Genomic DNA, 23,335 nt, shown 5'->3' on the forward strand with positions numbered 1-23,335 from the left:
CGGCGATTTCTTTGCCTGGGCCGATGTGCGATAATCGCGGTTTTTGGGCGGCACAGCCAACTTAATAATTCTCCGCTTGTCCCCCACGGGCACACCCCTGCCCCGTGAGGCGCGTATGCCTTCGGCCCACCCCCGCCGTCGCTGCTGACCGAGACAGGCCCGCCCACTTGCCAAAGTGGAGATCCCAAGCATGAATCAGCGCGTTTCCAACACAATTCAGCCCATGTCATCTGCCCCGGACTACGTCAAAAACGAGAAACTCAAGGCATGGGTGGCCGAGGTCGCCGCCCTGACCCAGCCCGACGCCGTCGTCTGGTGCGACGGTTCCCAGCAAGAAGCCGATGCGCTCTTTGCCCAGATGGTGGAGGCGGGTAGCCTCATCAAGCTGAACCCGGCCAAGCGCCCCAATTCCTACTTGGCCTGCTCGGACCCCTCCGACGTAGCCCGGGTGGAAGACCGCACCTACGTCTGCACCTCCGATCCCGAAGATGCCGGCCCCAACAACAACTGGGAAAGCCCGGCCAAGATGAAGGACACCCTGAAAGGGCTGTTTCAGGGCTGCATGCGGGGCCGCACCATGTACGTGATCCCCTTCTCCATGGGTCCTATCGGCAGCCCCATCGCCCATATCGGCGTGGAACTGTCGGACTCCCCCTACGTGGTGGTCAACATGCGTCTGATGACCCGCATGGGCCGTCAGGTACTGGACCAACTGGGTAGCGACGGCGAATTCGTGCCCTGCCTGCATTCCGTCGGCCACCCGCTGGAAAACGGCCAGGCCGACGTCAAGTGGCCCTGCAACCCCACCAAGTACATCTGCCACTTCCCCGAGACCCGGGAAATCTGGTCCTTCGGCTCCGGCTACGGCGGCAATGCGCTGCTCGGCAAGAAGTGCTTCGCCCTGCGCATCGCGTCCACCATGGCCCGGGATGAAGGCTGGCTGGCCGAACACATGCTGATCCTCGGCGTTGAATCTCCCGCCGGCGAAAAGAGCTACGTGGCCGCCGCCTTCCCCTCGGCCTGCGGCAAGACCAACTTCGCCATGCTGATCCCCCCCCAGGCCCTGAACGGCTGGAAGGTGACCACCGTGGGCGACGACATCGCCTGGATCAAGCCAGGCAAGGATGGTCGCCTCTACGCTATCAATCCGGAAGCCGGCTTCTTCGGCGTGGCCCCCGGCACCTCGGAGAAGACCAACTTCAACGCCATGGCGACGCTGAAGGAAAACATCATCTTCACCAATGTGGCTCTCACCGATGACGGCGACGTCTGGTGGGAAGGCATGAGCAAGGAGCCCCCCGCCCACCTGATCGACTGGCAGGGCAAGGACTGGACCCCGGCTGACGGCAAGGCTGGACGCAAGGCGGCCCATCCCAACTCCCGTTTCACCGCCCCGGCCAGCCAGTGCCCCTCCATCGACCCGAACTGGGAAGACCCCGCCGGCGTGCCGATTTCCGCCTTCATCTTCGGCGGCCGTCGCTCCACCACGGTGCCCCTGGTGTTCGAAGCCTTCAACTGGAACTACGGCGTCTACATGGCCGCCACCCTGGGCTCGGAAACCACCGCCGCCGCCGTCGGCGCCCAAGGTGTGGTGCGTCGCGACCCCTTTGCCATGCTGCCCTTCTGCGGCTACCACATGGGCGAGTACTTCAATCACTGGCTGCGCATGGGCCACCAGATCGAGCACGCGCCGCGCATCTTCACGGTGAACTGGTTCCGTCAGGACGCCGATGGCAACTTCATGTGGCCCGGCTTCGGCGAAAACATGCGGGTGCTGAAGTGGGTGATCGGCCGCTGCAAGGGCCAGGCCGATGCCCGCCAGACCACCCTGGGCTGGATACCCCGGTACGAGGATCTGGACTGGACCGGCGCCGAGGGCGTCAGCCGGGAACAGTTCGAGGAACTGACCCGGGTAGATACCGACGCCTGGCGCGAGGAACTCAAACTTCACGCCGAATGGTTCGCAAAACTGAAGAGCCGCCTGCCCCGAGCGCTGGATCTCAAGCGTGAACTCTTCGAACTGGGAATGGTGGACTGATCCGGTCGATCGGTTTCCATCCAAGGCCACCTTCGGGTGGCCTTTTTTTCATCGCTTACCCGTCCAGTGACTGGATGCCAGAATTACTTCTGATCCATCACCCAGGCGACCAGGAGCATGGCCTCTTCCAGGGTGACATTGTTGGGCGGCATCGGCACCTCGCCCCAATTGCCCTTGCCTCCCTTCATCACGGTTTCAACCAGTCTGGCATCGCGGCCCTTGCCGGCGTACTTGGCTGCCACTTCCTTATAGGCCGGCCCCACCAGCTTCTTGTCCACGGCATGGCAGGCCATGCAGTTCTTGGCCTTGGCCAGACCCTCGTTGGCCCGAACCGGGCCGGACAACATCAAACCCGCAGTCGCCAGCAGTACTACGCTCATTGCTTTCATGCTCATGCTCCATGGTGGTTGAATAATGACCATAAATTTAACATGGGTTTTTGCATTGCACAATATGCCATTAGTAATATCGAAAAGTGCCCCGAACCTCGTCATACAATGGCGACCCACACCCGATCAGGAGAACCTTCCCATGACAAACCCGGCCATCCCTGGATTCATCCTGACCAGCCCGGACATCGACACCGTTGCGCTGATCGCCCACAAGCATGTCTACAACGGTTTTGGTTACGACGGCGAGAACGTCTCCCCCGCCCTGGAATGGCGCGGCGCCCCGTCGGGGACGAAAAGCTTTGCCCTCACCGTCCATGACCCGGACGCCCCCACCGGCAGCGGCTGGTGGCATTGGGTGATGGTCAACATCCCCGTCACGACCACCGCCCTGCCCCAGGGAGCGGGCAACCTGGAAACCGGCAAGGCCCCCCAAGGGGCTCGCCAGATTGCCACCGATTTCGGCGAACCGGGCTGGGGCGGCCCCTGCCCTCCCAAGGGGGACGAACCCCACCGCTATGTATTCACCCTTCACGCCCTCGGGGTGGAGGCGTTGGATCTGCCGGAAAATGCCACGCCGGCCCTGGTGGGGTTCAACCTCCATTTCAACACCCTGGCCAAAGCCAGCTTCACCGCTCGCTTCGGCAGCAAGTAAGCGTCATGAAGTGTCGTCCCGGCTGCGGCGCCTGCTGTATCGCCCCATCGATCAGTTCGCCCCTGCCGGGATTGCCCCAAGGCAAGCCCGCCGGCCAAGCCTGCCCCCAACTCGACGCAGCCCTGCGCTGCCGGATTTTCGGCCGCCCCGAACGCCCCGCCTGTTGCGGCGGCCTGCAAGCCTCCGCCGAGATGTGCGGCCAGGACCGGCAACAAGCCCTAGCCTGGCTCCATCAACTGGAGGCGAGTACCGCTCCCTTGGCGTAAAATCGCGCCCTTTCCACGAAACCTGACTGGGAGCTTCTCCGTGCAACTCGTCTGCCTCGACCTCGAAGGTGTGCTGGTCCCCGAAATCTGGATCGAATTCGCCGAGCGCACCGGCATTCCCGAACTGCGCCGCACCACCCGCGACGAGCCGGACTACGACAAGCTGATGAAGTTCCGACTGGGCATCCTGGCCGAGAAGAAATTGGGTCTGCCCGACATCCAGGCGGTGATCGCCAGCATGGGTCCCATGGCCGGCGCCAAGGACTTCCTCGACAGGCTGCGCCAGGACTTTCAGGTGATCATCCTCTCCGACACCTTCTACGAATTCGCCATGCCCCTGATGAAACAGTTGGGCATGCCAACATTGTTCTGCCACAAGCTGGAAGCCAACGCCCAGGGCATCCTGGTGAACTATCACTTGCGCATGCCCAACCAGAAGAAGGAGGCGGTCAAGCGCTTCCGGGAACTCAATTTCAAGGTGATCGCTGCCGGCGACTCCTACAACGACACCGCCATGCTGGGCGAGGCCCACGCCGGCATCCTGTTCCACCCGCCCCAGAACGTCATCGACGAATTCCCCCAGTTTCCGGTAACCAGAAGCTATGCGGAACTTCGCACCGAAATCGACAAGGCTGCCGTGCGTATCTGAAATGCATCGGGACCGTTTCTACACACTCTCCGCCTCCTGCCCCGATCAGGTGGGCATCATCTCCCGGGTGACCGGCTTCATTGCCGAGCACGGCGGCTGGATTCTGGAATCCAGCTTTCATGCGGACGACATCACCGGCCGCTATTTCATGCGCTTGGAGATTCGCGCCGACTCCCTGCCCTTCCTGCTGGCCGAGTTCCGCGAGCGCTTCCGCCCCCTGGCCGGACAGCTGGAAATGGACTGGAAGATCACCGATTCCGCAGTGAAAAAACGGGTCGTGGTGCTGGTGTCCCAGCAGGAGCACTGCCTCTATGACCTGCTCGCCCGCTGGCAGAGCAAGGAACTGAACATCGAGATTCCCTGCGTGATCTCCAACCACGACACCTTCCGTGGCTTTGTCGAGTGGCACGGCATCCCCTTCCACCACGTACCGGTGACTCCCGACAACAAGCTCCAGGCCTATGCCGAAGTGAAGCGGCTGTTCGAGGAGGTGCGGGGCGACACCATGGTACTGGCGCGCTACATGCAGATCCTCTCGCCGGAACTATGCCTGGCCTATCCAGGCCAGATTCTCAACATCCACCACAGCTTTCTGCCCAGCTTCGTTGGCGCCAAGCCCTACCATCAGGCCTACCAGCGGGGCGTCAAGCTGATCGGCGCCACCTGCCACTACGTCACCGAGGAACTGGACCAGGGCCCCATCATCGAACAGGACGTGATCCGCATCGACCATTCGGACTCCGTGGCCGACATGGTTCGTTACGGCAAGGACATCGAAAAGACCGTTCTGGCCCGGGGCCTGCGCTATCACCTGGAAGACCGGGTACTGGTCCACGGCAACAAGACGGTGGTGTTCCGTTGAACTGGGAAAAACTGCGCCGGCAATTGCGCCGGGAAGCCCGGGAATATCTGGCCGACCTGCGCAACTTCAGAGATGCCCTGCGTTATGTTGAGGGCTGGCTGACCCTGGGCCTGCTGCTGGCAGTGATCATCATGATGGTGATCTGGTTCATCACCGCCCTGGGCTTCGATCGTCTCAACTCCCTCGTGGGTTCCCTCAGTGTCTGGCGGCCCCGCATCTGCCGCCCCCTGACCGATTTCAATGCGCTGGCGCTGATCCTCGACAGTCTGGTGATGGTTCTGCTGGCCATCATCTCCATCGGCGAAATGATGCGCCTACTGGATCGCAAGCGCTGGGGTGAGGCCCCCAACTATAGGGCCGTGGCGGCCCCGGCCTTTTTCATGCTGATCGCAGCCATCGTCGGTATTATCTACATGCGCATCATCTGCTAGGAAAGGCAATCACCCAAAAACAAAGGGCGCCCGGGGCGCCCTTTGTTTTATGCAAATTAGATTAATCAGTAGTGGTAAGCCGACTCGCCGTGGGAAGTAATGTCCAAACCTTCCCGTTCTTCGTCTTCCGGCACCCTCAGGCCGATCACCACATCCACCAGTTTGAAGGCAACGAAGGCCACTACGCCGGACCAGATCAGGGTCACGCCAACGGCGGTAGCCTGGACGATCACCTGATCAACGATGGAATAGTTGTCCGCCACCTTGTTGGCAACATAGTCGTAGATGCCGCTGCCTCCCAGGCCGGGGGAAGTGAATACCCCAGTGAGCAGTGCGCCCAGGATGCCGCCGACGCCATGGACACCGAAGACATCCAAAGAATCATCCACGCCCAGCATTTTCTTCAGTCCATTGACACCCCACAGACAGATGACGCCCGCCAGAAGGCCGATCGTCAGGGCACCACCGACGCCGACGAAACCACAGGCCGGAGTGATGGCCACCAGGCCGGCCACCGCGCCGGATGCTGCACCCAGCATCGAGGGCTTGCCCTTGAACAACCATTCCGCACCCATCCAGGACAGTGCGGCCGCGGCTGTGGCGAGCCAGGTGTTGACGAAGGCCAGAGCGGCGGTACCGTTAGCCTCCAGGGCGGAACCGGCGTTGAAGCCGAACCAGCCGAACCACAGCAGGGAGGCACCGATCATGGTCATGGTCAGGGAGTGAGGCGCCATGGAATCCTTGCCGAAGCCCACGCGCTTGCCCACCAGGAAAGCTCCCACCAACCCGGCCACCGCAGCGTTGATATGCACCACAGTGCCGCCGGCGAAGTCGAGCGCGCCCTTCTGGAACAGGAAACCGGCCGTGGCATTCAGCTTCTCGGCAGCCTCGGCAGAAAGGTAGCCATCGGGGCCGGCCCAGTACCAGACCATGTGTGCCATGGGCAGGTAGCTGAAGGTGAACCAGATCACCATGAAGGCCAGCACCGCGCTGAAACGGATGCGTTCGGCGAAGGCGCCGACGATCAGGCCGCAGGTGATAGCAGCGAAGGCACCCTGGAAGGCCACGTAGATCAGCTCGGGCAACACTACGCCCTTGCTAAACGTGGCGGCAAGGCTTTCCACCGTGACACCTTTCAGCAGCAACTTGTCCAAACTGCCGAAGAAGGCGTTCCCTTCGGTGAAGGCCACGCTATAGCCGTACAGTGCCCAGAGCACGCTGATCAGTGAGAACACCACGAAGACCTGCATCAACACCGAGAGCATATTCTTGCTGCGCACCAGGCCACCGTAGAACAGAGCCAGGCCAGGGATGGACATCAGGATGACGAAGGCGGTGGCTACCATGAGCCAGGTAGTATCGCCCTTGTTGGGCGTCGGCGCGACGACCGGGGCAACGGCATCAGCAGCCGGTGCTATCGCCGGAATCCCAGTAGCGGGCGCCACGTCAGTGGAGGTGGCGGCCACCGGCGCGGATTCCGCCATTTTGTCGTCGGCCCAGGCGCCACTGCCGAAACCGACCGTTACGGCGGCCAGCAGGATCGCAAGCAGTTTTTTCATGATGACTCCTTCAAAGGGCGTCCTCACCGGTTTCACCGGTGCGGATGCGGATAACGTGTTCGACATCGAAGACAAAAATCTTGCCGTCGCCGATCTTGCCGGTACTGGCGGATTTCTCGATGGCCTCGATGGCCTGGTCCAGGATGTCGTCCTTGATGGCTGCCTCGATCTTGACCTTGGGCAGAAAATCAACAACGTACTCAGCACCACGGTAAAGCTCCGTATGCCCCTTCTGCCGGCCAAATCCCTTGACCTCGGTGACGGTAATGCCCTGCACGCCCACGGCGGCGAGAGCCTCTCGCACTTCGTCAAGCTTGAAGGGCTTGATGATGGCGGTGATCAGTTTCATGATGTTGTCCTCTCGAATAAGGTACTGATTGCGTCTAATGTTCCCGCTGATACCGTTCAGGCCGTCAGCGGAAAACCCGGCGGGTGGATCAGAAGGTCTTGGTAAAACTCAGGATGGCCTTGCCCTTGGCCACATTCTTGAAACCCGCGGTGGAGCCGACACCGGAGACGAAACCGGAATTCGGCCAGGCGTAGGCCTCGCCCATGTCGCCCTTGGCATTCGTGTCCGAATAGGCCAGGGTCACCACGCCGAAGCCCACATCCTTGGTCACGCCCAGCTTCCAGTCGGTGTAATCGGCGATGGGCAAATCCTTCACTTTCTGGTGGCCTGCGTGGGCGGTCACGCCCCAGCCGCTGCCCAGGTCAAGGCTGTAGTTGGCTTCAAGATAGCCGCTGCCCTTGGTGCTGCCGCCCGTGGAGGAATACCAGCCGATGAAGTGATCTGACACCGCACGGGAATACTTGACGGTGAGGGTCTTGTAGCTAATGGCGCCATAGACCTCGGTGGTGTTGGGGTTGGCGCCGAAGGCATTGGCCGCGCCCTTGTTCGGGTAGATGTAGCCGATCACGCCCAGGTCGTAGCCCCAGTCCCCGGCGAGGCTGCCCTTGTAGCCGCCATAGATGTCCACCTCGGTATTACCCTTGCCGGTGTAGTCCTCCACCCAGGAAATGGTGGAGCCCCAGACCCCCAGGTAGAAACCGCTGGAATGCGCGTAGTCGACACCGCCTTGCAGGGCGGCGTCACCATGGGTCTGGCTGACGCCCCGGAACAGGTAGTCTGAAACCACGCCCACGTTGAAACTGAAGGGCGAGGCCGGCGCGGCATCTTCCGCCAGGGCGGGTAGGGAGAACAGACTGGCAAGAGCAAGGGCAACGATGGATTTCTTCATGGTTTTTCTCCTGTAAAGATCGATAAAAAACAGCTCGCCTGCCCATTCGCATAGACCGTGCCAAGCCGGAAATCCTTGCCACGACTGGATGTTACTGATCACCCCCACCCCTGACGCACCGTTTTGTTTCATCCATACGGGCTCATGCACCAAGGTAGTGCCCGTGAGACGGCAGGCCTATGTTAGACTTTTCCCAAACTCACAAAAGGATGTTGTCATGAGTGCGGCCCACCTCTTCGACGAGTTGACCAGCCGAATCTCCCAATTGGCCGCCACCAGCCCCGCCGGCGATCTTGAAAAGAATGCCCGCGCCCTGGCGACGGGTCTGTTGAGCCGGCTCGACCTGGTGACCCGGGAGGAATTCGATGTCCAGAAGGAACTGCTGGCCCGCGCCCGGGACCAGATTCGTACCCTGGAAGCCCGGATCGCCCAACTGGAGCGGGCGCCGAGCCAGCCCGACCAGTAGTCATGGCGCCCTCCCTGCGCTTGCCGGCTAGCCTGCTGGCCCTGCTGTGCATGGCCGCAACGCCGTCGGCCAGGAGCGAAGAGGAGCATTACCGGATCGACCCCGCCCATACCTTTCCGACCTTTGAGGTCAGCCATGTGGGATTTTCCTTCCACCGTGGGCGATTCAACCGCAGCCAGGGCCACATCACCCTGGACCAGGCAGCGGGGACCGGACGTATTGATGTGAGCATCGAAGCGGATTCCATCGACACGGGCGATGAAACCCTGGAAAAGGTCTTGCGGGGCTCGAGCTTTCTCGATGTAGCCCGACATCCCCAAATCCGCTTCACGGGAGACCGCATTCACTTTCAGGATGGCATCCCCAAGGGCGTGGATGGCGAGCTGACCCTGCGCGGCGTCACCCGCTCGGTGGGCTTGGCTATCAACCATTTCCATTGCGGTCTCCATCCCCTCACCCGCAAGCAGACCTGCGGCGCCAACGCCGTCACCATCGTGCAACGCTCGGAATTCGGCATGACCCATCTGGTGCCGATGGTGGGCGACGAAGTGAGAATAGAGATTCAGATCGAGGCGCCCCGGGAAGAATGATTACAATGGCATCAACCATGCCATCGTGATTACTCCATCAAAACACTGCGCTCAGCGCGGCACCCCATCATGTCCCTCGCCATTCTCCACAGCCGTGCCCTCTGCGGCATGGATGCACCCCTGGTCACAGTGGAGGTGCATATCGCCAACGGCCTGCCCGGCCTCACCCTGGTGGGCCTACCCGACACCGAGGTGAAGGAGGCCCGGGACCGGGTGCGGGCGGCGATCCAGAACAGTCACTTCGAATTCCCGGCCCGACGCATCACGGTCAATCTGGCGCCGGCGGACCTGCCCAAGGAATCGGGGCGCTTCGATCTGCCCATCGCCCTGGGCATCCTGCTGGCTTCGGGACAACTGCGCGCCTCGGGTCTGGACGATCTGGAGTTTGCCGGGGAGCTTTCCCTTTCCGGGCAGTTGCGGCCGATCCGGGGCGCTCTGGCCATGTGCGCGGCCGGTGCCGCCACGGGCCGCACCTTCGTGCTGCCGGCCGAGAACGCCGCCGAGGCGGCCCTGGTACGCGAAGTCACCGCCCTGCCGGTCCGGAGCCTGACGGAGGTCTGCGCCCACCTGACCGGCCAGCAGCTCCTGCTCCCCTACGGCGGGCAGGCACTGGTGCAGGCACCCGCCTACCCGGACCTGGCCGAGGTGAAGGGCCAGGTTCAGGCCCGGCGCGCCCTGGAGGTGGCCGCCGCGGGCGACCATTCACTGCTGATGAGCGGGCCGCCCGGCACCGGCAAATCCATGCTGGCCAGCCGCCTGCCGGGCATTCTGCCGGCCATGAGCGATGCCGAAGCCCTCTCCAGCGCCGCCGTGCATTCCATCAATGGCGGCTTTCGCCTGGAACACTGGGGCCGGCGCCCCTTCCGCGCGCCCCATCATTCGGCCTCGGCGCCGGCCCTGGTGGGGGGCGGCGGCATTCCCCGGCCCGGAGAGATTTCCCTGGCTCACGAGGGTGTGCTGTTCCTGGACGAGTTGCCCGAGTTCGAGCGCCGAGTGCTGGAGGCCCTGCGGGAGCCCCTGGAGTCGGGCCAGGTCTGTGTCTCCCGAGCGGCCCGGAGCGCCGAGTTCCCTGCCCGCTTCCAGTTGGTGGCAGCCATGAACCCCTGCCCCTGCGGCTATCTGGGCCATCCCGGCGGCAAATGCCGCTGCACCCCGGACCAGGTGGCCCGCTATCGGGGCAAGCTCTCCGGCCCGCTGCTGGACCGGATCGATCTGATGATCGAGGTGCCGGCCCTATCGGACGCCGAATTGCAGGGCGGCACCCCGGGCGAGGCCTCGGCACCGGTGGCGGCCCGGGTGGCCCGTGCCCGGCAACGACAGATGGCCCGCCAGGGCAAGACCAACGCCCGGCTGGGCGTGGCGGAAACCGAGGCATTGTGCCAGCCCGACAGCGCCGGCCAGGCCCTGCTCAAACAGGCCATCGCCCGCCTCGGGCTCTCGGCCCGGGCCTATCACCGCATCCTGCGGGTGGCCCGCAGCGCTGCCGACCTGGCCGGCAGCGACACCCTCGGCACGCCCCACATCGCCGAAGCAATCCAGTACCGGCGGCAGTTGTCCGGGATGTGATCTCCCTCAGCCGAAAAGGCTGTGCAGCATCTTGGCGGACAGGAAAACCAGCACCCCGGCGAAGATTTTCTTCAAGGTGGCCACCGGCAAACGGTGGGCCAGACGGGCGCCCACCGGGGCCATCAGCATGCTGGGCAACACCGTACCCAGCAAGGCCGGCAGATGGATGAAGCCCAGGCTACCCGGCGGCATGCCGCTGTTACCCTGGCCGCTGAGCAGGTAGCCAACAGTGCCCGCCAGGGCGATGGGAAAGCCGATGGCCGAGGAAGTGCCGATGGCCTGGTGCACCTTGACATTGCACCAGGCCAGGAAGGGTACCGTCAGGGACCCGCCGCCGATAGCCACCAGGGCCGAGACCCCGCCGATGCCGGCCCCCGCCGCGAACATGCCCCCCGTCCCCGGCAGCTCACGGGAGGGCCTGGGCTTGATGTTGGCAATCATCTGCACCGACACGTAGGCCATGAAGGCAGCAAAGAAAATGGCCAGGGGCTTGGTCGGCAGACGGGCGGCGAACTGGGCGCCCACCAGGGTGCCCAGCACGATGCCGGGAGCGATGGACTTCACCACGGGCCAGAGCACGGCGCCATGGCGGTGATGAGCGCGCAGGCTGGAGACCGAGGCGAAAACGATGGTGGCCATGGAAGTGCCCAGGGCCAGATGCACCACATGCTCCTGGGGCATCCCCTGGGCGGCGAACAGCATGGTCAGCACCGGCACCATGATGCCGCCACCACCCACGCCCAGCAGGCCCGCGAAAAAGCCGGCGAACAGGCCCAGCCCGATATAGCCCAACAGCCAGGCGCTGATCACTTGAGCAGGCGCTCCACGATGAATTTCCATTCCGCCGGGTCCACCGGCGTGATGGACAGGCGATTGCCCCTTTGCAGGATGCGCATATGAACCAGCTCCGGCTGGGCACGCAGCTCGGCCAGCCCCAGCAGCCGGGTCTTTTTTACCACCCGCACATCCACATTGACCCAGCGGGGATTCTCCGGGCTGGACTTGGGATCGAAATACTTGCTGGCCGGATCGAACTGGGTGCGATCCGGATAGGCCTTCTTCACCACCTCTGCCAGGCCGGCGATGCCCGGCTCGGCGCAGTTCGAATGGTAGAAGAACACCTTGTCGCCGACGCTCATCTGGTCGCGCATGAAATTGCGTGCCTGATAATTGCGCACGCCCCACCAATCGACAGTCTGGTTCGGCATCGCCAGCACATCGTCGATGCCCACCACGGACGGTTCAGTTTTCATCAGCCAGTAACGGGTCATGGGCCGCACTCCAGAAAAAAGAGCGCGGAGCAAACACGCTCCGCGCTCCGATGAAGGGTCCCCCGCCGATGTCGTTTGGCCGGCATCCTGAACACTGGGCTCAGGGAGGCCGCGTTCCGGCCGCATCAGGTTTGCCCGTCTAAGGGGCAATCACAACAGCGGCGCCTATGGGCGGCGGCCAAGTCGCAAGGACTTATAGGTTCAAGGAATTTACGACCTTGGCGAACACCGCAGGGGAAAACCGGGGAAGCAGCGACGGGGCCGACCTAGAACAGACCTTCCTGCTGTTGCTGGGCAAGGGCCGCGTCGAGGCGCGCTTCGATGCCTCGGATTCTACGCCCCAGGCCCGGGTCGTCAATGGCGCCGGTGGCGATGGATTCCCCGGTCGAAGGCGACTGACGCAAGGCCAGCAGTTCATGGACGATATTGAGGGCCGCCATCACCGCCAGACGCTCGCCGGTGCTTTTGGTCAGGGCGCCGATCTCGGTCATCTTGCCGTCCAGGAAGCTCACCGCTGCCGTCAGGGCATCCTGCTCCTCGGGGGAGCAGGTGACCCGGTAATCCTTGCCCTGGAGGCGAATATCAAGAGTGGAATGGGCGCTCATTCTTGGGGAAGTTTGTCCATCAGGGCTTCAAGCCGAACCCGGGCCGACTCCATGCGTCCGGTCAGGTCCTGTTTTTCGTTTTCCAGGCCCGTCACGCGTTCCCGCAGTTCACGGTTCTCCGCGTCGAGGCTATGGCACAGGGCCAGCACCTGGTCAATTTTCTGTTCTAGGGAATCAAGGTCGCCGCTCATGGGTGAAGTGTCTTTTAAATGGCACTTGCGGTCAAGACGAGGGGCCTGCCAAGAGGTCTGGAATCACACCCAAATTGCCCCGGCGCCGATTGGCGGTAGAATGCGCGCCTTGTTCGCGGTGCCTGGGGGCCAGATTCGGCCTCAGGTGAAACGGGAAGCAGGTGTAAATCCTGCGCTGCCCCCGCAACGGTAAGGAAGTGCGGAATCGTCACACACGCCACTGGGCCTCGGTCTGGGAAGGCGACGATTCAAGACTTCCGAGCCCGGAGACCGGCCACGAACATCACCATGGAAACGCCACGGGGTGGTGGCGGCCGGCGTTTGTCCGATCGAACTCCCTGTGCGTTGCCTTCATCAATCGTAACCGGTCTGCGGGGACGCCGACCGGGAAACAGGGAGTCTTCATGCAACGCCATCTTGCGCGCAGCGCCATCGCCGCTGCCATTCTTGCCGCTTTCAACGCCCAGGCCGCAGACACCCTCGCGGACCACGGCACCATCGTCGTCACCGCCACCCGCTTCGCCGACAGCGCCCTGCCCGTGGCGGCGCCGGTCAGCGTGATCAGTGCCGAAGACATTCGCCAGTCCCCGGCCCTGGGCATGCCGGAAATCCTCAAGGCCCAGGCCGGCGTGGACGTGCGTCCCTTCTACGGCAACATGGGTATCGACAGCACCGTGGATATTCGCGGTTTCGGCGATACCGGCGGCAGCAATGCGGTGACCCTGCTGGATGGTCAGCGTCTCAACTCCATCGGCATGGAGGCGGTGAGCTGGTCGGCCATTCCCCTGGAGAGCGTGCAGCGCATCGAAATCCTGCGGGGCGCCGGTACCGTACTCTACGGCGACCGAGCTACTGGCGGCGTGATCAACATCATCACCGACAAGTCCGGTCAACCCCGGGCCAGCGCCACGGCCACCCTGGGCAGCAACAGCTACCAGGGCCTGGACGCCCAGGTCGCCGGCGGCGGGGAGCAAGGCTATTTCAATCTCTTCGCCCACTACGCGGAAACCGACGGCTGGCGCAAGAACAGCCAGGCTCGGCAACAGGCCATCAGTGGCCGGGGTTCTCTCACCCTGACCGCCGGGGAAGCCTTTGTGGACTACTCCCTGTACGAAGACAAGTCCGGCATGCCCGGCAGCCTGCTGAGCGCCGCCTACCGCAGCGACCCGCGCCAGGCCCGCAACCCGGCCGACACTCAACAGCGGGATGGCTACCGGGTGCGGCCTGGCCTGAAGCTGAATCTGTCGGCCAACCTCACCCTGGAAGCGGAACTGGCCGCGGACCACGAGAAATACGACGCCAACAATGTCTCCTTCGCAAGCACCTACCGCAGGGAACGGGACACTGTCTCCCTCACCCCGCGCCTGCGCTGGAACCATGGCCTGAATGGATGGAACAGCGAGACCGTGCTGGGTCTGGACTACTACGACGGCAAGGTGGCCACCACCTCGGCCAGCGCCTTCGGTGTGATTCCCCAGACAGCCAAGCAGACCAGCACGGCCTACTACGTGCAGAACACCACCGCCTTCGACCGCCAGTGGTCCATGACCCTCGGCGCCCGCCGCCAGCGAGTGGATCAGCGCGTGGTGCAGCAGGCCTACAACGCCGATTACGGTTTCGGTCCCTTCCCCGTTCCCGGCCTGAGCGATGGCGCGGTGCGCCAGCGCAACGCCTACGATCTGGCCCTCAACTACCAGGCCGGCGTCTGGCGCGTCTATGGCAAGACCGGTACCGTGTTCCGCTTTGCCAACACCGACGAGCTGTTCGGCTACGATCCCTTCACCGGCAACCCGGTCTTCGCCGGCGACATCAAGCCCCAGCATGGCCGGGTACACGAGGTGGGCGGCGACATCGAACTGGGCTCGATCAAGGCCCGAGCCAGTCTGTTCCGTCTCGACCTGCATGACGAGATCGGCTATGACGGCGCGGCCTACGCCAATATCAATTTCGCCCCCTCCCGCCGCCAGGGCCTGGAGACGGAACTGGACTGGCGCCTGAGCGAACGCCTGAAGACCCGCATTTCCTACAGCATCACCGACGCCCGCTTCCGCGAGGGGGCTTACGCCGACAAGGAAATCCCGATGGTGGCCCGGGACAAGCTGGCGGCGCAGCTCACCTGGCAGGCCGGCAACGACGCCAGTTATTCCGCCGTCGCCACCCATCAGGGCGACCGTCGCTACAGCGGCGATTACGCCAACACCCTGGGCCACCTGGCGGGCTACACCACCCTGGATGTGCAGGGCAGTTGGCGCTTCAAGCCCTGGACCATCACCGCCAAGCTGCTCAATGTCTTCGACCGGCGCTATGCACCCTATGGGGGTTACTCCACCTTCCGCAACGACTACTATTACTTCCCCGCCGATGGTCGTAGTCTGTTCGTCAGCGCCCGATACGACTTCAAATAATCCAGCTCATGCCCACCCGTCGTCGCGCTCTCGCCGTGCTGTTGCTGCTGCTGCTTCTGGTGGCGGCCAGCCTGGTAGTGGGCCTGGCGGCGGGAACCCTGCCGGTCAGCACCGCCGACCTGCTGTCCCTGGTGGGCGGCGAAGGCAGCGGCATGGGGGCCGAGGTGGTGCGCACCCTGCGCCTGCCCCGGGTGCTGGGGGCCTTCGCCTGCGGCGGCCTGCTGGCCCTGGCCGGCGCCCTGATGCAGGTGCTGTTGCGCAATCCCCTGGCCGATCCCTACGTACTGGGCATTTCCGGAGGCGCGGCGGTGGGTGCGCTCTCGGCCATGCTTTTGGGGTTCTCCCTGATGGGACTGAATCTGCTGGCCTTCGGCGGCGCCCTGGGGGCGATGCTGTTGGTCTTCGGCCTGGCCCATGGCGACAGTAGCTGGACCCAGACCCGGCTGCTGCTCACCGGGGTGATCATCGCCGCCGGCTGCGGCGCGGTGGTGGCCCTGATCCTGTCCATCACGCCGGAGCAGAAACTGCACGGCATGCTGTTCTGGCTGATGGGGGACGCCGGCCAGATCCTCCGGCCAGGACCGGCCCTGGCCGCCCTGGCGGTGGGTCTGGCCTGTGCCATGCCCTTTGCCCGGGAACTGAACCTGCTGGCCCGGGGCGCCACCCTGGCCAGTTCCCTGGGGGTGGCGGTGCCCCGGCTGCGGGGCCTGATCTATCTGCTGGCGTCGTTGCTCACCGCCTTCGCCGTCACCACGGCCGGCAGCATCGGCTTCATCGGTCTGGTGGTGCCCCATCTGCTGCGTCTGGCCCTGGGCAACGACCAGCGCCTGCTGCTGCCCGCCGCCACCCTGGCCGGTGGTGCCCTGCTGGTCCTGGCCGACACCCTGGCCCGTACCGTGGTGGCGCCCCAGCAATTGCCGGTGGGAGTGCTGACCGCCCTGATCGGCGTGCCGATTTTTTTGTTCCTGTTGGCGCGGCAGCCCGCGGCCAAGCCATGAGTACCCTCTTACTCGACGCCAGCCGCCTGGATGTGTCGATCGCCGGGCATCTGTTCTGCCACGACCTGGACCTGCGACTGAACAGCGGGGAATCCCTGGCCATCCTGGGACGCAATGGCGCCGGTAAATCCACCCTGCTGGCCACCCTGGCGGGACTGCGCCCGGCCTCGGCCGGAGTGCTGCGGATCGGCGGCCTCGATCCGGCGCAGGCGCCCCCCCGTGCCCTGGCCCGGATTCGGGGCTATCTGCCCCAACAGCAGCACGATCCCTTCGCCTCCACCGTGCTGGAATCGGTACTGGTCGGCCGCCACCCCCACCTGGGCCGCTGGGAATGGGAAGGCGAAACGGATCAGCGACTCGCCACCACCGCCCTGGCGGCCGTAGGTCTGGCGGAATTCGCCCAACGGGAAGTCCACACCCTCTCGGGGGGCGAGCGCCAGCGCCTGGGCATTGCCATGCTGCTCACTCAGCAGCCCCAGCTTTTCCTGCTGGACGAACCCCTGGCCCATCTCGACCTGAACCACCAGATCGCCGTGCTGGACCTGTTCTCCACCCCGGACCGGGACTGGGGCGCCACCGTGGTGATGGTGCTCCATGAGCCGGGCCTGGCCCTGCGCTATTGCAGTCGCACCCTGCTGCTGTTCGGCGACGGCCAGTGGCTAGAGGGCGCCAGCGCGGAGGTGATCACCGCCGAGAATCTTTCGCGGCTCTACGGCCATCCCCTGCGGGAGCTGAAAGACGGCCAGCACCGCTGGTTTGTACCGATTTAACGCGCATGGAAGCCAATTTTCCGCCCCGATCCATGAAATACGCGAAAGACAGGAAGGCCCACCCCCTCCCCCTTCGACGGGCTCAGGACAGGCCAAGCTCCCCCTCGCCGGGGGAGGTGACGATGCCAGCTCGCTACGCTCGCATATTTGACTTGCCGTTTCAATTCGCTGTTTCACGTTAACGGCCGCCGAACATGAAGCTCTCCGCCCTGATGGTGCAAGGCTGCACCTCCGACGCCGGCAAGACCACCCTGGTGGCGGCCCTGTGCCGCATCCTCAAGCGTCGGGGGGTGCGCGTGGCGCCCTTCAAGCCCCAGAACATGGCGCTGAATTCGGCGGTCACCATCGACGGCGGCGAAATCGGCCGCGCCCAGGCCCTCCAGGCCCAGGCGGCAGGCCTGCCACCCCGGATCGATTTCAATCCGGTGCTGCTCAAGCCCACCACGGACCGCCAGGCCCAGGTGATCATCCATGGGCATGCCGTCACCCATCTGGATGCCCAGGCCTATCACGACTACAAGCGGGTGGCGATGACGGCGGTGATGGCGTCCTGGCAACGCCTCACCGGCGAGTTCGAGTGCGTACTGGTAGAAGGAGCCGGCAGTCCGGCGGAGATCAATCTGCGGGACCGGGACATCGCCAACATGGGTTTCGCCGAGGCCGCCGACGTGCCGGTGATCCTGGTGGCGGACATCGACCGGGGCGGCGTCTTCGCCCATCTGGTGGGAACCCTGGACCTGCTCTCCCCCTCGGAGCAGGCGCGGATCAAGGGTTTCGTGATCAACCGTTTCCGGGGCGACATCGCCCTGCTGCAACCGGGTCTGGACTGGCTGGAACAGCGCACCGGCAAGCCGGTGCTGGGGGTGCTGCCCTATCTTCAGGGCCTGATGCTGGACGCCGAGGACGCCATCGCCCAGGGGGAGATGGACAAGGCGCCGCCGCGCCTGCGAGTCATCGCCCCGGTGCTGCCGAGGATTTCCAATCACAATGATCTGGACCCCTTGCGCCTGCATCCGGAAGTCGATTTCCAGTGGATCGGCCCCGGCCGGACACCGCCCCCCGCCGATCTGGTCATCCTGCCCGGCTCCAAGAGCGTACGGGCCGATCTGGACTGGCTGCGCCACCAAGGCTGGGAGGATTACCTGCTGCGCCACCTGCGCTATGGCGGCAAGCTGATCGGTATCTGCGGCGGTTTCCAGATGCTGGGGCGCCAACTTCACGATCCCCTGGGACTGGAGGGTGCCCCGGGCAGCACCCAAGGACTGGGGCTGCTGGACTGCGAAACCACCCTGGAACCCGAAAAGCGCCTGAGCAATGTCCAGGGGCGACTGAACCTGGAACCGCGAGCCGCCATGACCGGCTACGAAATCCATATGGGCGTAACCCGGGGTCCGGCCCTGGCGCGGCCCCTGGTGACTTTGGCGGATGACCGTCCCGACGGCGCCATGTCGGCCGATGGTGCGATCCTGGGGACCTATTGCCACGGTCTGCTGGACCACCCGGAGGCCCTGATCGCCCTCCTTGCCTGGGCCGGCATGAAGGACGCCGCAACCGTGGACCTCGCCGCCCGCCGGGAGGCGGATCTGGACCGGCTGGCCGACGCGGTGGATGAAGCCCTGGACTGGGGTCGTCTGGATGGTTGGGACTAGCCGGGCTTTCTCCCGATAATCCCGTCCAGCGAGAGCGATGTACGGCACTAGCATTGTGCCCATGTTTCACCATGCCCTTCCTGCCCTGCTTGTCTGCTTAGCCCTCTCGGCCTGCGGCCCGTTACCGGGCCGCCCACCCGATGCCCCTTTCCGGACCGAGGTGCCCCCGCCAAACCCGCGCGGTCTGGACGTGGCGATATTTGCTCTGGGTCTGGTGGAAACGGGCTACCGCTTCGGCGGCAAGAATCCGGAATCCGGCCTGGATTGCAGCGGCATGGTGAGCTATGTCTTCGATCAGGCTGCCGGTCTCAAACTAACCGGTTCGGCCGCCGAGATCGCCCGCAAGGGGCGCCCGGTGGAGGCCTCAAGGCTGCGCCCCGGAGACCTGGTGTTTTTCAACACTCGCAACCAATCCCTGTCCCACGTGGGCATCTATATCGGTGATAACCGCTTTGTCCATGCCCCCAGCACCAACGGCAAGGTCCGCGCCGATCGTCTGAACCAAGGCTGGTTCGCCTCCCGCTTCGAGACGGCGCGAAGTTATTTCGACTAAGCGAACAGGTTGACGGTGCCAGTGTCGGACGGCTCGTCGGCACCGTAGGCAAGGGCCAGACGGGATGAACGCAGATCGTTCTGTAGCGCCGGCGCCGGCGAAGAAGTCGTTACGGCCTCGGCCTGGGTCGGGGAGCCTTCGGCAACAACCCCTTCCGGACTGGCGGACTGAGTCTGTTCTTGCTGTCGCTGGAGCGCCAGATCCGCATAACCGCGATCCTCCAGTCGGGCGCCAATGGCAGCAACGCTGCGGTCCTGGGGCGAGGGATCCCGCGGTGCCAGGGCGGCCGCTTGTATCCGCTGCCCCTTGTCGATATTGGCCTCGGGCTTGTCCTCGGCCGAAGTGTCTATGCCCACCTCGCCAGAAACGGCATATTGCCTGCCATCCGGGCCATAGGTATAGGCGAAGCTCGCTCCGCTGGTGATCACGCCATGTCCGGCCGAGATGTGGGCCTGTTCATGGGCACGGACCCGCTGGTCGATCTGCCGCAGTTCCTGGACCTGGCGTTGCTGTTCCGGCGTCAGCTCCCTGGGCTTGAGATCCAGCCTGACCGCCCCCTTGCTCTTAGGCACGGTACCCTCTATCTGATCACGGGTAATGAGCAAATCAATCCCTTTCGCCTGGGAAATTCCCACCGAATTCAATGACGAACTCAAGGACGAAACCCCATCACCGGCCATGAACGATCACTCCATAGAGAGTCTGATCAGTTTATAGCTCAAATGTCATCATGGGGTAGGGCAACAGATGCCCGGAGAGAAGCCCCCCGGCATTGCGCCCGGGGTAAATCAATGCTCAGCTAGGCTCCATCGGAACCTACCCGCTTGATCGTTCCTATTCCTGACTGGCGTAGACCGTCTTCAGGAAGGCACCGACATCAATCTCCACGGAGGCCATTCCGCTCCTGGTGGCCGGGCCACCCAGCGTCGACCCCAGCTCGGGGCACGGCGGAAGCCAGCCGGCATTCAGCACCTCGTCCGCGAAGGATCCGAATTCGTCCTCAATGATTCTCGCCTTGTCCATTTCATCCTCCCCAAAATGACGGAGCCAATATCACTCTAGGTTGGGTAACGGCGAGCGGCGGAAAAAGTTGATGGATAAAACAAATTCGCGTGAATTTTCTCACTGGCGCCAGGGCGCAATCCTGGGCAGCAGGGCCATGCCCGGCACAGCCAGCAGGGCGCAGAGCAGGAAGAAGCCATACCAGCCCATACCCTCCACCAGCCAGCCCGTGGCTGCGTTGGCGAAGGTGCGCGGCACAGCGGCCAGGCTGGAGAACAAGGCGTATTGGGTGGCGGTATAGAGGGGATTGGTGGCCCGGGCGATAAAGGCCACAAAAGCCACCGTACCCAGACCCACGCCCAGGGCCTCGAAACCGATCACCAGCGCCAATTGGGCAAGTTGCGGGGAACCGATGGTGGTATTGGGCCCAAGCCAGGCCAGCCATGCGAAACCAAAGATGGACACCAGTTGCACCACACCGAACAACCAGAGGGCGCGATTGATGCCCAGTCGCACCATCCACAGACCGCCAGCCAGGCCGCCGATAATGGCCGGCCAGAGCCCGGCGTGCTTGGCCACCAGTCCGATGTCGGACTTGGCGAAACCCATATCCAGATAGAAAGGGGTGGCCAGGGCGGTACACATGGAGTCGCCCAGCTTGTAAAGGAAGATGAAGGCCAGCACCAGCAGGGCATCCCGCAGGCCGGCCCGGCCGATGAACTCATGGAAAGGCTCCACGACTGCCTCCCGCAGGGTGCGGGGGCGTCCGTTGCGGAGCACCGGCTCGGATATCCGCAGGGAAAGCGCCATACCGGGCAGCATGAAAAGGCCCGTGACGGCGAACACCGCCCCCCAAGGCAGGTGATCCGCCAGGATCAGGGACAGGGACCCCGGCACCAGCCCGGCAATGCGATAGGCATTGACGTGGATGGAGTTGCCCAGGCCCAGCTCCTTGTCCTCCAACAGCTCGCGTCGATAGGCGTCAAGCACGATGTCCTGGGTGGCGGAAACGAAGGCCAGCAGCACTGCCAGCAGGGCGATAGCGGACAACTCCCGCTGGGGATCGAACAGCCCCAGGAGGCAGATGCAGGCCAGCAGCAGCAATTGGGTAAGGAACATCCAGCCCCGCCGCCGCCCCAGGAAAGGCAGGGCATAGCGATCCAGCAGGGGCGACCAGAGAAACTTCCAGGTGTAGGGAAACTGGATCAGGGCAAACAGGCCGATGGCCTTGAGACTGATCCCTTCGCTGCGCAGCCAGGCCGGCAGCAGGTTGAGCAGCAGATACAGTGGCAGGCCCGAGGAAAAGCCGGTAAACACGCAGATCAGCATGCGCCGGGTGAGCAGCGCAGCGATCCAGTCAGGGCGGCTCATTTGCGGCGGGAGATGCGATAGACCGCCAGGCTGCCGAGGAAGTTATGCTCATCGGTCACCGTTCGGCCCGCTTCGTCCAGGACCTGCCGGTCCCGGATGGCGATACCCATTTTCCTGCACAGGGATTCGAAATCCGTCAGGGTGAAAAAGCGCACGTTGGGCGAGTCATACCACTGATAGGGCAGATCCTCGGACACCGGCATATGACCCTCAAGCACGGCCAGCCGGTTCTTCCAGTAGGCAAAATTGGGGAAGGACACCACCGCCTCCCGGCCCACCCGCAGCATTTCGGTCAGGATGCCCTGGGTATGACGCACGGTCTGGAGGGTACGGGACAGCACCACATGATCGAAGGCGCCGTCGACGAAGCCCGCCAGGCCGTCCTCCAGATTGCTCTGGATCACATTGATGCCTGCCCGCACCGAGGCCAGCACACCCTCGTCGTCGATCTCGACGCCGCAGCCCCGCACGCCCCGGGTCTCGATCAATCGCTTGAGCAGGGAGCCGTCGCCGCAGCCCAGATCCAGCACCCGTTCACCGGGCTGGACCCAACCGGCGATGACGTCGAAATCGGGGCGATCCTGGGCTTCGCTCATATCTTCACCCTGTCCAGGTAGGCCCGCACCACCGCGTGGTAATGAGGGTCGTCCATCAGGAAGGAGTCGTGACCGAAATTGCAACGGGGTTCAGCGTAGCTCACATCCTGTCCGTTCTTCAGCAGGGCACTGACGATCTCTCGGGAACGGGCCGGGGAAAAGCGCCAGTCGGTACTGAAGGCGATCACCAGAAACTTGGCCCGGGCCACTGCCAGGGCCTGGGCCAGGTCGCCATCCCCCTCTCTTGCCGGATCGAAGTAATCCAGGGCCTTGGTCATCAGCAGATAGGTATTGGCGTCGAAGTAACCGGCGAACTTGTCCCCCTGGTGACGCAGGTAGGACTCCACCTCGAACTCCACGCCATAGTCGAAGGCAAAGGCCCCGTGGCGCAGTTCCCGACCGAACTTCTGGTCCATCTGGTCGTCGGACAGGTAGGTGATGTGGCCCAGCATCCGGGCAAGCCGCAGGCCCCGTCTGGGAAAGACACCATGCTCGTAATAATGGCCGCCGTGGAATTCCGGATCGGTCAGGATGGCCTGTCGCGCCACATCGTTGAAGGCAATGTTCTGGGCGGTCAGCTTGGGCGCCGCGGCAATGACCAGGGCGTGGCGTATCCGTTCGGGGAAGGTGATGGTCCAGCGCAGGGCCTGCATACCCCCCAGACTGCCGCCGATCACCGCCGCCCAACTGTCAATGCCCAGCGAATCCGCCAGCCGGGACTGGGCACGGACCCAATCCACCACCGCCACCAGGGGAAAATCGGCTCCCCAGGGCTTGCCCGTGGTCGGATTGATGGTGGAAGGCCCTGTGGAGCCGTGACAGCCTCCCAGGTTATTCACACCGACGATGAAGAATTTATCCGTGTCCAAGGGGCGGCCAGGGCCGATGATGTTGTCCCACCATCCCAAATTTGCCGGATCGTCGGCGTAATGACCCGCCACATGATGGTGGCCGGACAGGGCATGGCAGACCAGGATGGCATTGCTTTTGGCAGCATTCAGGGCGCCGTAGGTCTCATAGACCAGGTCGTAGGCAGGCAGCACGGACCCGCTGCGCAGGGTCAGCGGTTCGTCAAAATGGGCGCGTTGGGGCGCCACCACACCGATGCTGTTGCCTTGTTTTTTCATGGGGCCAGAAATGCGAAAACCCGGTCGGCGATAAAGCGTGGACCGGGTTTCTCAGCCCTCGCTTTAGCCGTATTTATCAAGCGCCCGC

Annotated in this window: 27 protein-coding genes and 1 riboswitch; of the genes, 14 read left to right on the forward strand and 13 right to left on the reverse strand. The window is 63.8% G+C overall.

Annotated features, from left to right (window positions below):
- Positions 1-190 precede the first annotated feature (190 nt).
- Positions 191-2,038 carry a phosphoenolpyruvate carboxykinase (GTP) gene (locus DENOEST_RS15025; protein ID WP_145772199.1) on the forward strand — a complete coding sequence of 616 codons (1,848 nt, stop codon included), beginning with the start codon at positions 191-193 and terminating at the stop codon, positions 2,036-2,038.
- Between the two features lie 83 nt (positions 2,039-2,121).
- Here the strand turns inward: DENOEST_RS15025 and DENOEST_RS15030 are convergent, their stop codons facing one another.
- Entirely contained in the window at positions 2,122-2,427 is a 306-nt protein-coding gene (locus DENOEST_RS15030; RefSeq protein ID WP_145772200.1) for a c-type cytochrome, read from the reverse strand.
- 142 nt (positions 2,428-2,569) lie between these two features.
- On the opposite strand from DENOEST_RS15030, the gene DENOEST_RS15035 reads away from it, so the two are divergent.
- From DENOEST_RS15035 to DENOEST_RS15055, 5 genes are read left to right on the forward strand one after another with little or no spacing between them, the layout of a single operon-like run.
- Entirely contained in the window at positions 2,570-3,082 is a 513-nt protein-coding gene (locus DENOEST_RS15035) for a YbhB/YbcL family Raf kinase inhibitor-like protein (RefSeq protein WP_145772201.1), read from the forward strand.
- A gap of 5 nt (positions 3,083-3,087) precedes the next feature.
- Positions 3,088-3,348: a YkgJ family cysteine cluster protein gene (locus DENOEST_RS15040; RefSeq protein WP_145772202.1), complete on the forward strand. Its 261-nt coding sequence runs from the start codon at positions 3,088-3,090 to the stop codon at positions 3,346-3,348.
- 40 nt (positions 3,349-3,388) lie between these two features.
- Positions 3,389-3,997 carry a bifunctional phosphoserine phosphatase/homoserine phosphotransferase ThrH gene (gene thrH, locus DENOEST_RS15045; protein ID WP_145772203.1) on the forward strand — a complete coding sequence of 203 codons (609 nt, stop codon included), beginning with the start codon at positions 3,389-3,391 and terminating at the stop codon, positions 3,995-3,997.
- A gap of 1 nt (position 3,998) precedes the next feature.
- Positions 3,999-4,859 (forward strand): formyltetrahydrofolate deformylase, encoded by an 861-nt coding sequence (purU, locus tag DENOEST_RS15050; RefSeq protein ID WP_145772204.1) that lies wholly within the window; start codon positions 3,999-4,001, stop codon positions 4,857-4,859.
- A complete protein-coding gene (locus DENOEST_RS15055; RefSeq protein ID WP_145772205.1) occupies positions 4,856-5,290 on the forward strand; it encodes a hypothetical protein in 435 nt (144 codons plus the stop codon). The genes purU and DENOEST_RS15055 overlap by 4 nt, the downstream gene beginning before the upstream one ends.
- Before the next feature lie 65 nt (positions 5,291-5,355).
- Here DENOEST_RS15055 and amt read toward each other — a convergent pair whose 3' ends face one another.
- From amt to DENOEST_RS15070, 3 genes are all read right to left on the reverse strand, one after another.
- Positions 5,356-6,849, reverse strand: coding sequence for an ammonium transporter (gene amt / locus DENOEST_RS15060; protein ID WP_145772206.1), 1,494 nt, complete (start codon positions 6,847-6,849; stop codon positions 5,356-5,358).
- A gap of 10 nt (positions 6,850-6,859) precedes the next feature.
- Entirely contained in the window at positions 6,860-7,198 is a 339-nt protein-coding gene (gene glnK / locus DENOEST_RS15065; protein ID WP_145772207.1) for a P-II family nitrogen regulator, read from the reverse strand.
- A gap of 88 nt (positions 7,199-7,286) precedes the next feature.
- Complete coding sequence (locus tag DENOEST_RS15070) at positions 7,287-8,087, reverse strand: TorF family putative porin (RefSeq protein ID WP_145772208.1); 801 nt, start codon at positions 8,085-8,087, stop codon at positions 7,287-7,289.
- Positions 8,088-8,304: 217 nt separating this feature from the next.
- Here DENOEST_RS15070 and DENOEST_RS15075 point away from each other — a divergent pair, with 217 nt between their 5' ends.
- The 3 genes from DENOEST_RS15075 (at position 8,305) to DENOEST_RS15085 (ending at position 10,709) form a co-directional block, all read left to right on the forward strand.
- On the forward strand, positions 8,305-8,553 hold the full coding sequence (locus DENOEST_RS15075) for an accessory factor UbiK family protein (RefSeq protein ID WP_145772209.1): 249 nt from the start codon (positions 8,305-8,307) through the stop codon (positions 8,551-8,553).
- Positions 8,554-8,555: 2 nt separating this feature from the next.
- Positions 8,556-9,143: a YceI family protein gene (locus DENOEST_RS15080; RefSeq protein ID WP_197970633.1), complete on the forward strand. Its 588-nt coding sequence runs from the start codon at positions 8,556-8,558 to the stop codon at positions 9,141-9,143.
- Between the two features lie 69 nt (positions 9,144-9,212).
- Positions 9,213-10,709: a YifB family Mg chelatase-like AAA ATPase gene (locus tag DENOEST_RS15085; protein ID WP_145772210.1), complete on the forward strand. Its 1,497-nt coding sequence runs from the start codon at positions 9,213-9,215 to the stop codon at positions 10,707-10,709.
- A 6-nt stretch (positions 10,710-10,715) separates the two neighbouring features.
- On the opposite strand, the gene DENOEST_RS15090 is transcribed toward DENOEST_RS15085, so the two are convergent.
- The 4 genes from DENOEST_RS15090 to DENOEST_RS15105 all read right to left on the reverse strand — a co-directional run bounded on the left by DENOEST_RS15090 (position 10,716) and on the right by DENOEST_RS15105 (position 12,776).
- Positions 10,716-11,549 carry a sulfite exporter TauE/SafE family protein gene (locus tag DENOEST_RS15090; protein ID WP_145772211.1) on the reverse strand — a complete coding sequence of 278 codons (834 nt, stop codon included), beginning with the start codon at positions 11,547-11,549 and terminating at the stop codon, positions 10,716-10,718.
- Positions 11,516-11,980, reverse strand: a complete 465-nt coding sequence (locus tag DENOEST_RS15095) for an EVE domain-containing protein (protein WP_145772212.1) — start codon at positions 11,978-11,980, stop codon at positions 11,516-11,518. The genes DENOEST_RS15090 and DENOEST_RS15095 overlap by 34 nt, the downstream gene beginning before the upstream one ends.
- A 266-nt stretch (positions 11,981-12,246) precedes the next feature.
- Positions 12,247-12,585, reverse strand: a complete 339-nt coding sequence (locus DENOEST_RS15100) for a cell division protein ZapA (RefSeq protein WP_145772213.1) — start codon at positions 12,583-12,585, stop codon at positions 12,247-12,249.
- Positions 12,582-12,776 (reverse strand): cell division protein ZapB, encoded by a 195-nt coding sequence (locus DENOEST_RS15105; protein WP_145772214.1) that lies wholly within the window; start codon positions 12,774-12,776, stop codon positions 12,582-12,584. Before DENOEST_RS15105 ends, DENOEST_RS15100 begins: the two co-directional genes overlap by 4 nt.
- Positions 12,777-12,875: 99 nt before the next feature.
- Positions 12,876-13,069, forward strand: a riboswitch (cobalamin riboswitch).
- Between the two features lie 111 nt (positions 13,070-13,180).
- Here DENOEST_RS15105 and DENOEST_RS15110 point away from each other — a divergent pair.
- From DENOEST_RS15110 to DENOEST_RS15130, 5 genes are all read left to right on the forward strand, one after another.
- A complete protein-coding gene (locus DENOEST_RS15110; RefSeq protein ID WP_145772215.1) occupies positions 13,181-15,181 on the forward strand; it encodes a TonB-dependent receptor in 2,001 nt (666 codons plus the stop codon).
- Between the two features lie 8 nt (positions 15,182-15,189).
- Entirely contained in the window at positions 15,190-16,179 is a 990-nt protein-coding gene (locus DENOEST_RS15115) for a FecCD family ABC transporter permease (RefSeq protein WP_145772216.1), read from the forward strand.
- A complete protein-coding gene (locus DENOEST_RS15120) occupies positions 16,176-16,949 on the forward strand; it encodes an ABC transporter ATP-binding protein (protein ID WP_183148268.1) in 774 nt (257 codons plus the stop codon). The genes DENOEST_RS15115 and DENOEST_RS15120 overlap by 4 nt, the downstream gene beginning before the upstream one ends.
- A 194-nt stretch (positions 16,950-17,143) precedes the next feature.
- Positions 17,144-18,598: a cobyric acid synthase gene (locus DENOEST_RS15125; RefSeq protein ID WP_145771868.1), complete on the forward strand. Its 1,455-nt coding sequence runs from the start codon at positions 17,144-17,146 to the stop codon at positions 18,596-18,598.
- A 190-nt stretch (positions 18,599-18,788) separates the two neighbouring features.
- Entirely contained in the window at positions 18,789-19,151 is a 363-nt protein-coding gene (locus DENOEST_RS15130; RefSeq protein WP_232096517.1) for a C40 family peptidase, read from the forward strand.
- On the opposite strand, the gene DENOEST_RS15135 is transcribed toward DENOEST_RS15130, so the two are convergent.
- The 5 genes from DENOEST_RS15135 to metX all read right to left on the reverse strand — a co-directional run bounded on the left by DENOEST_RS15135 (position 19,148) and on the right by metX (position 23,247).
- Entirely contained in the window at positions 19,148-19,723 is a 576-nt protein-coding gene (locus DENOEST_RS15135; RefSeq protein WP_170228280.1) for a putative metalloprotease CJM1_0395 family protein, read from the reverse strand. The genes DENOEST_RS15130 and DENOEST_RS15135 overlap by 4 nt on opposite strands.
- Positions 19,724-19,985: 262 nt before the next feature.
- On the reverse strand, positions 19,986-20,174 hold the full coding sequence (locus tag DENOEST_RS15140; RefSeq protein ID WP_145771865.1) for a hypothetical protein: 189 nt from the start codon (positions 20,172-20,174) through the stop codon (positions 19,986-19,988).
- Between the two features lie 99 nt (positions 20,175-20,273).
- On the reverse strand, positions 20,274-21,524 hold the full coding sequence (locus DENOEST_RS15145; RefSeq protein ID WP_145771864.1) for an AmpG family muropeptide MFS transporter: 1,251 nt from the start codon (positions 21,522-21,524) through the stop codon (positions 20,274-20,276).
- Positions 21,521-22,120 (reverse strand): methionine biosynthesis protein MetW, encoded by a 600-nt coding sequence (metW, locus tag DENOEST_RS15150; RefSeq protein WP_145771863.1) that lies wholly within the window; start codon positions 22,118-22,120, stop codon positions 21,521-21,523. Before metW ends, DENOEST_RS15145 begins: the two co-directional genes overlap by 4 nt.
- Entirely contained in the window at positions 22,117-23,247 is a 1,131-nt protein-coding gene (gene metX, locus DENOEST_RS15155) for a homoserine O-succinyltransferase MetX (protein WP_145771862.1), read from the reverse strand. Before metX ends, metW begins: the two co-directional genes overlap by 4 nt.
- Between the last annotated feature and the right edge of the window lie 88 nt (positions 23,248-23,335).

It is taken from the genome of Denitratisoma oestradiolicum, assembly GCF_902813185.1.
Taxonomy (GTDB): domain Bacteria; phylum Pseudomonadota; class Gammaproteobacteria; order Burkholderiales; family Rhodocyclaceae; genus Denitratisoma; species Denitratisoma oestradiolicum.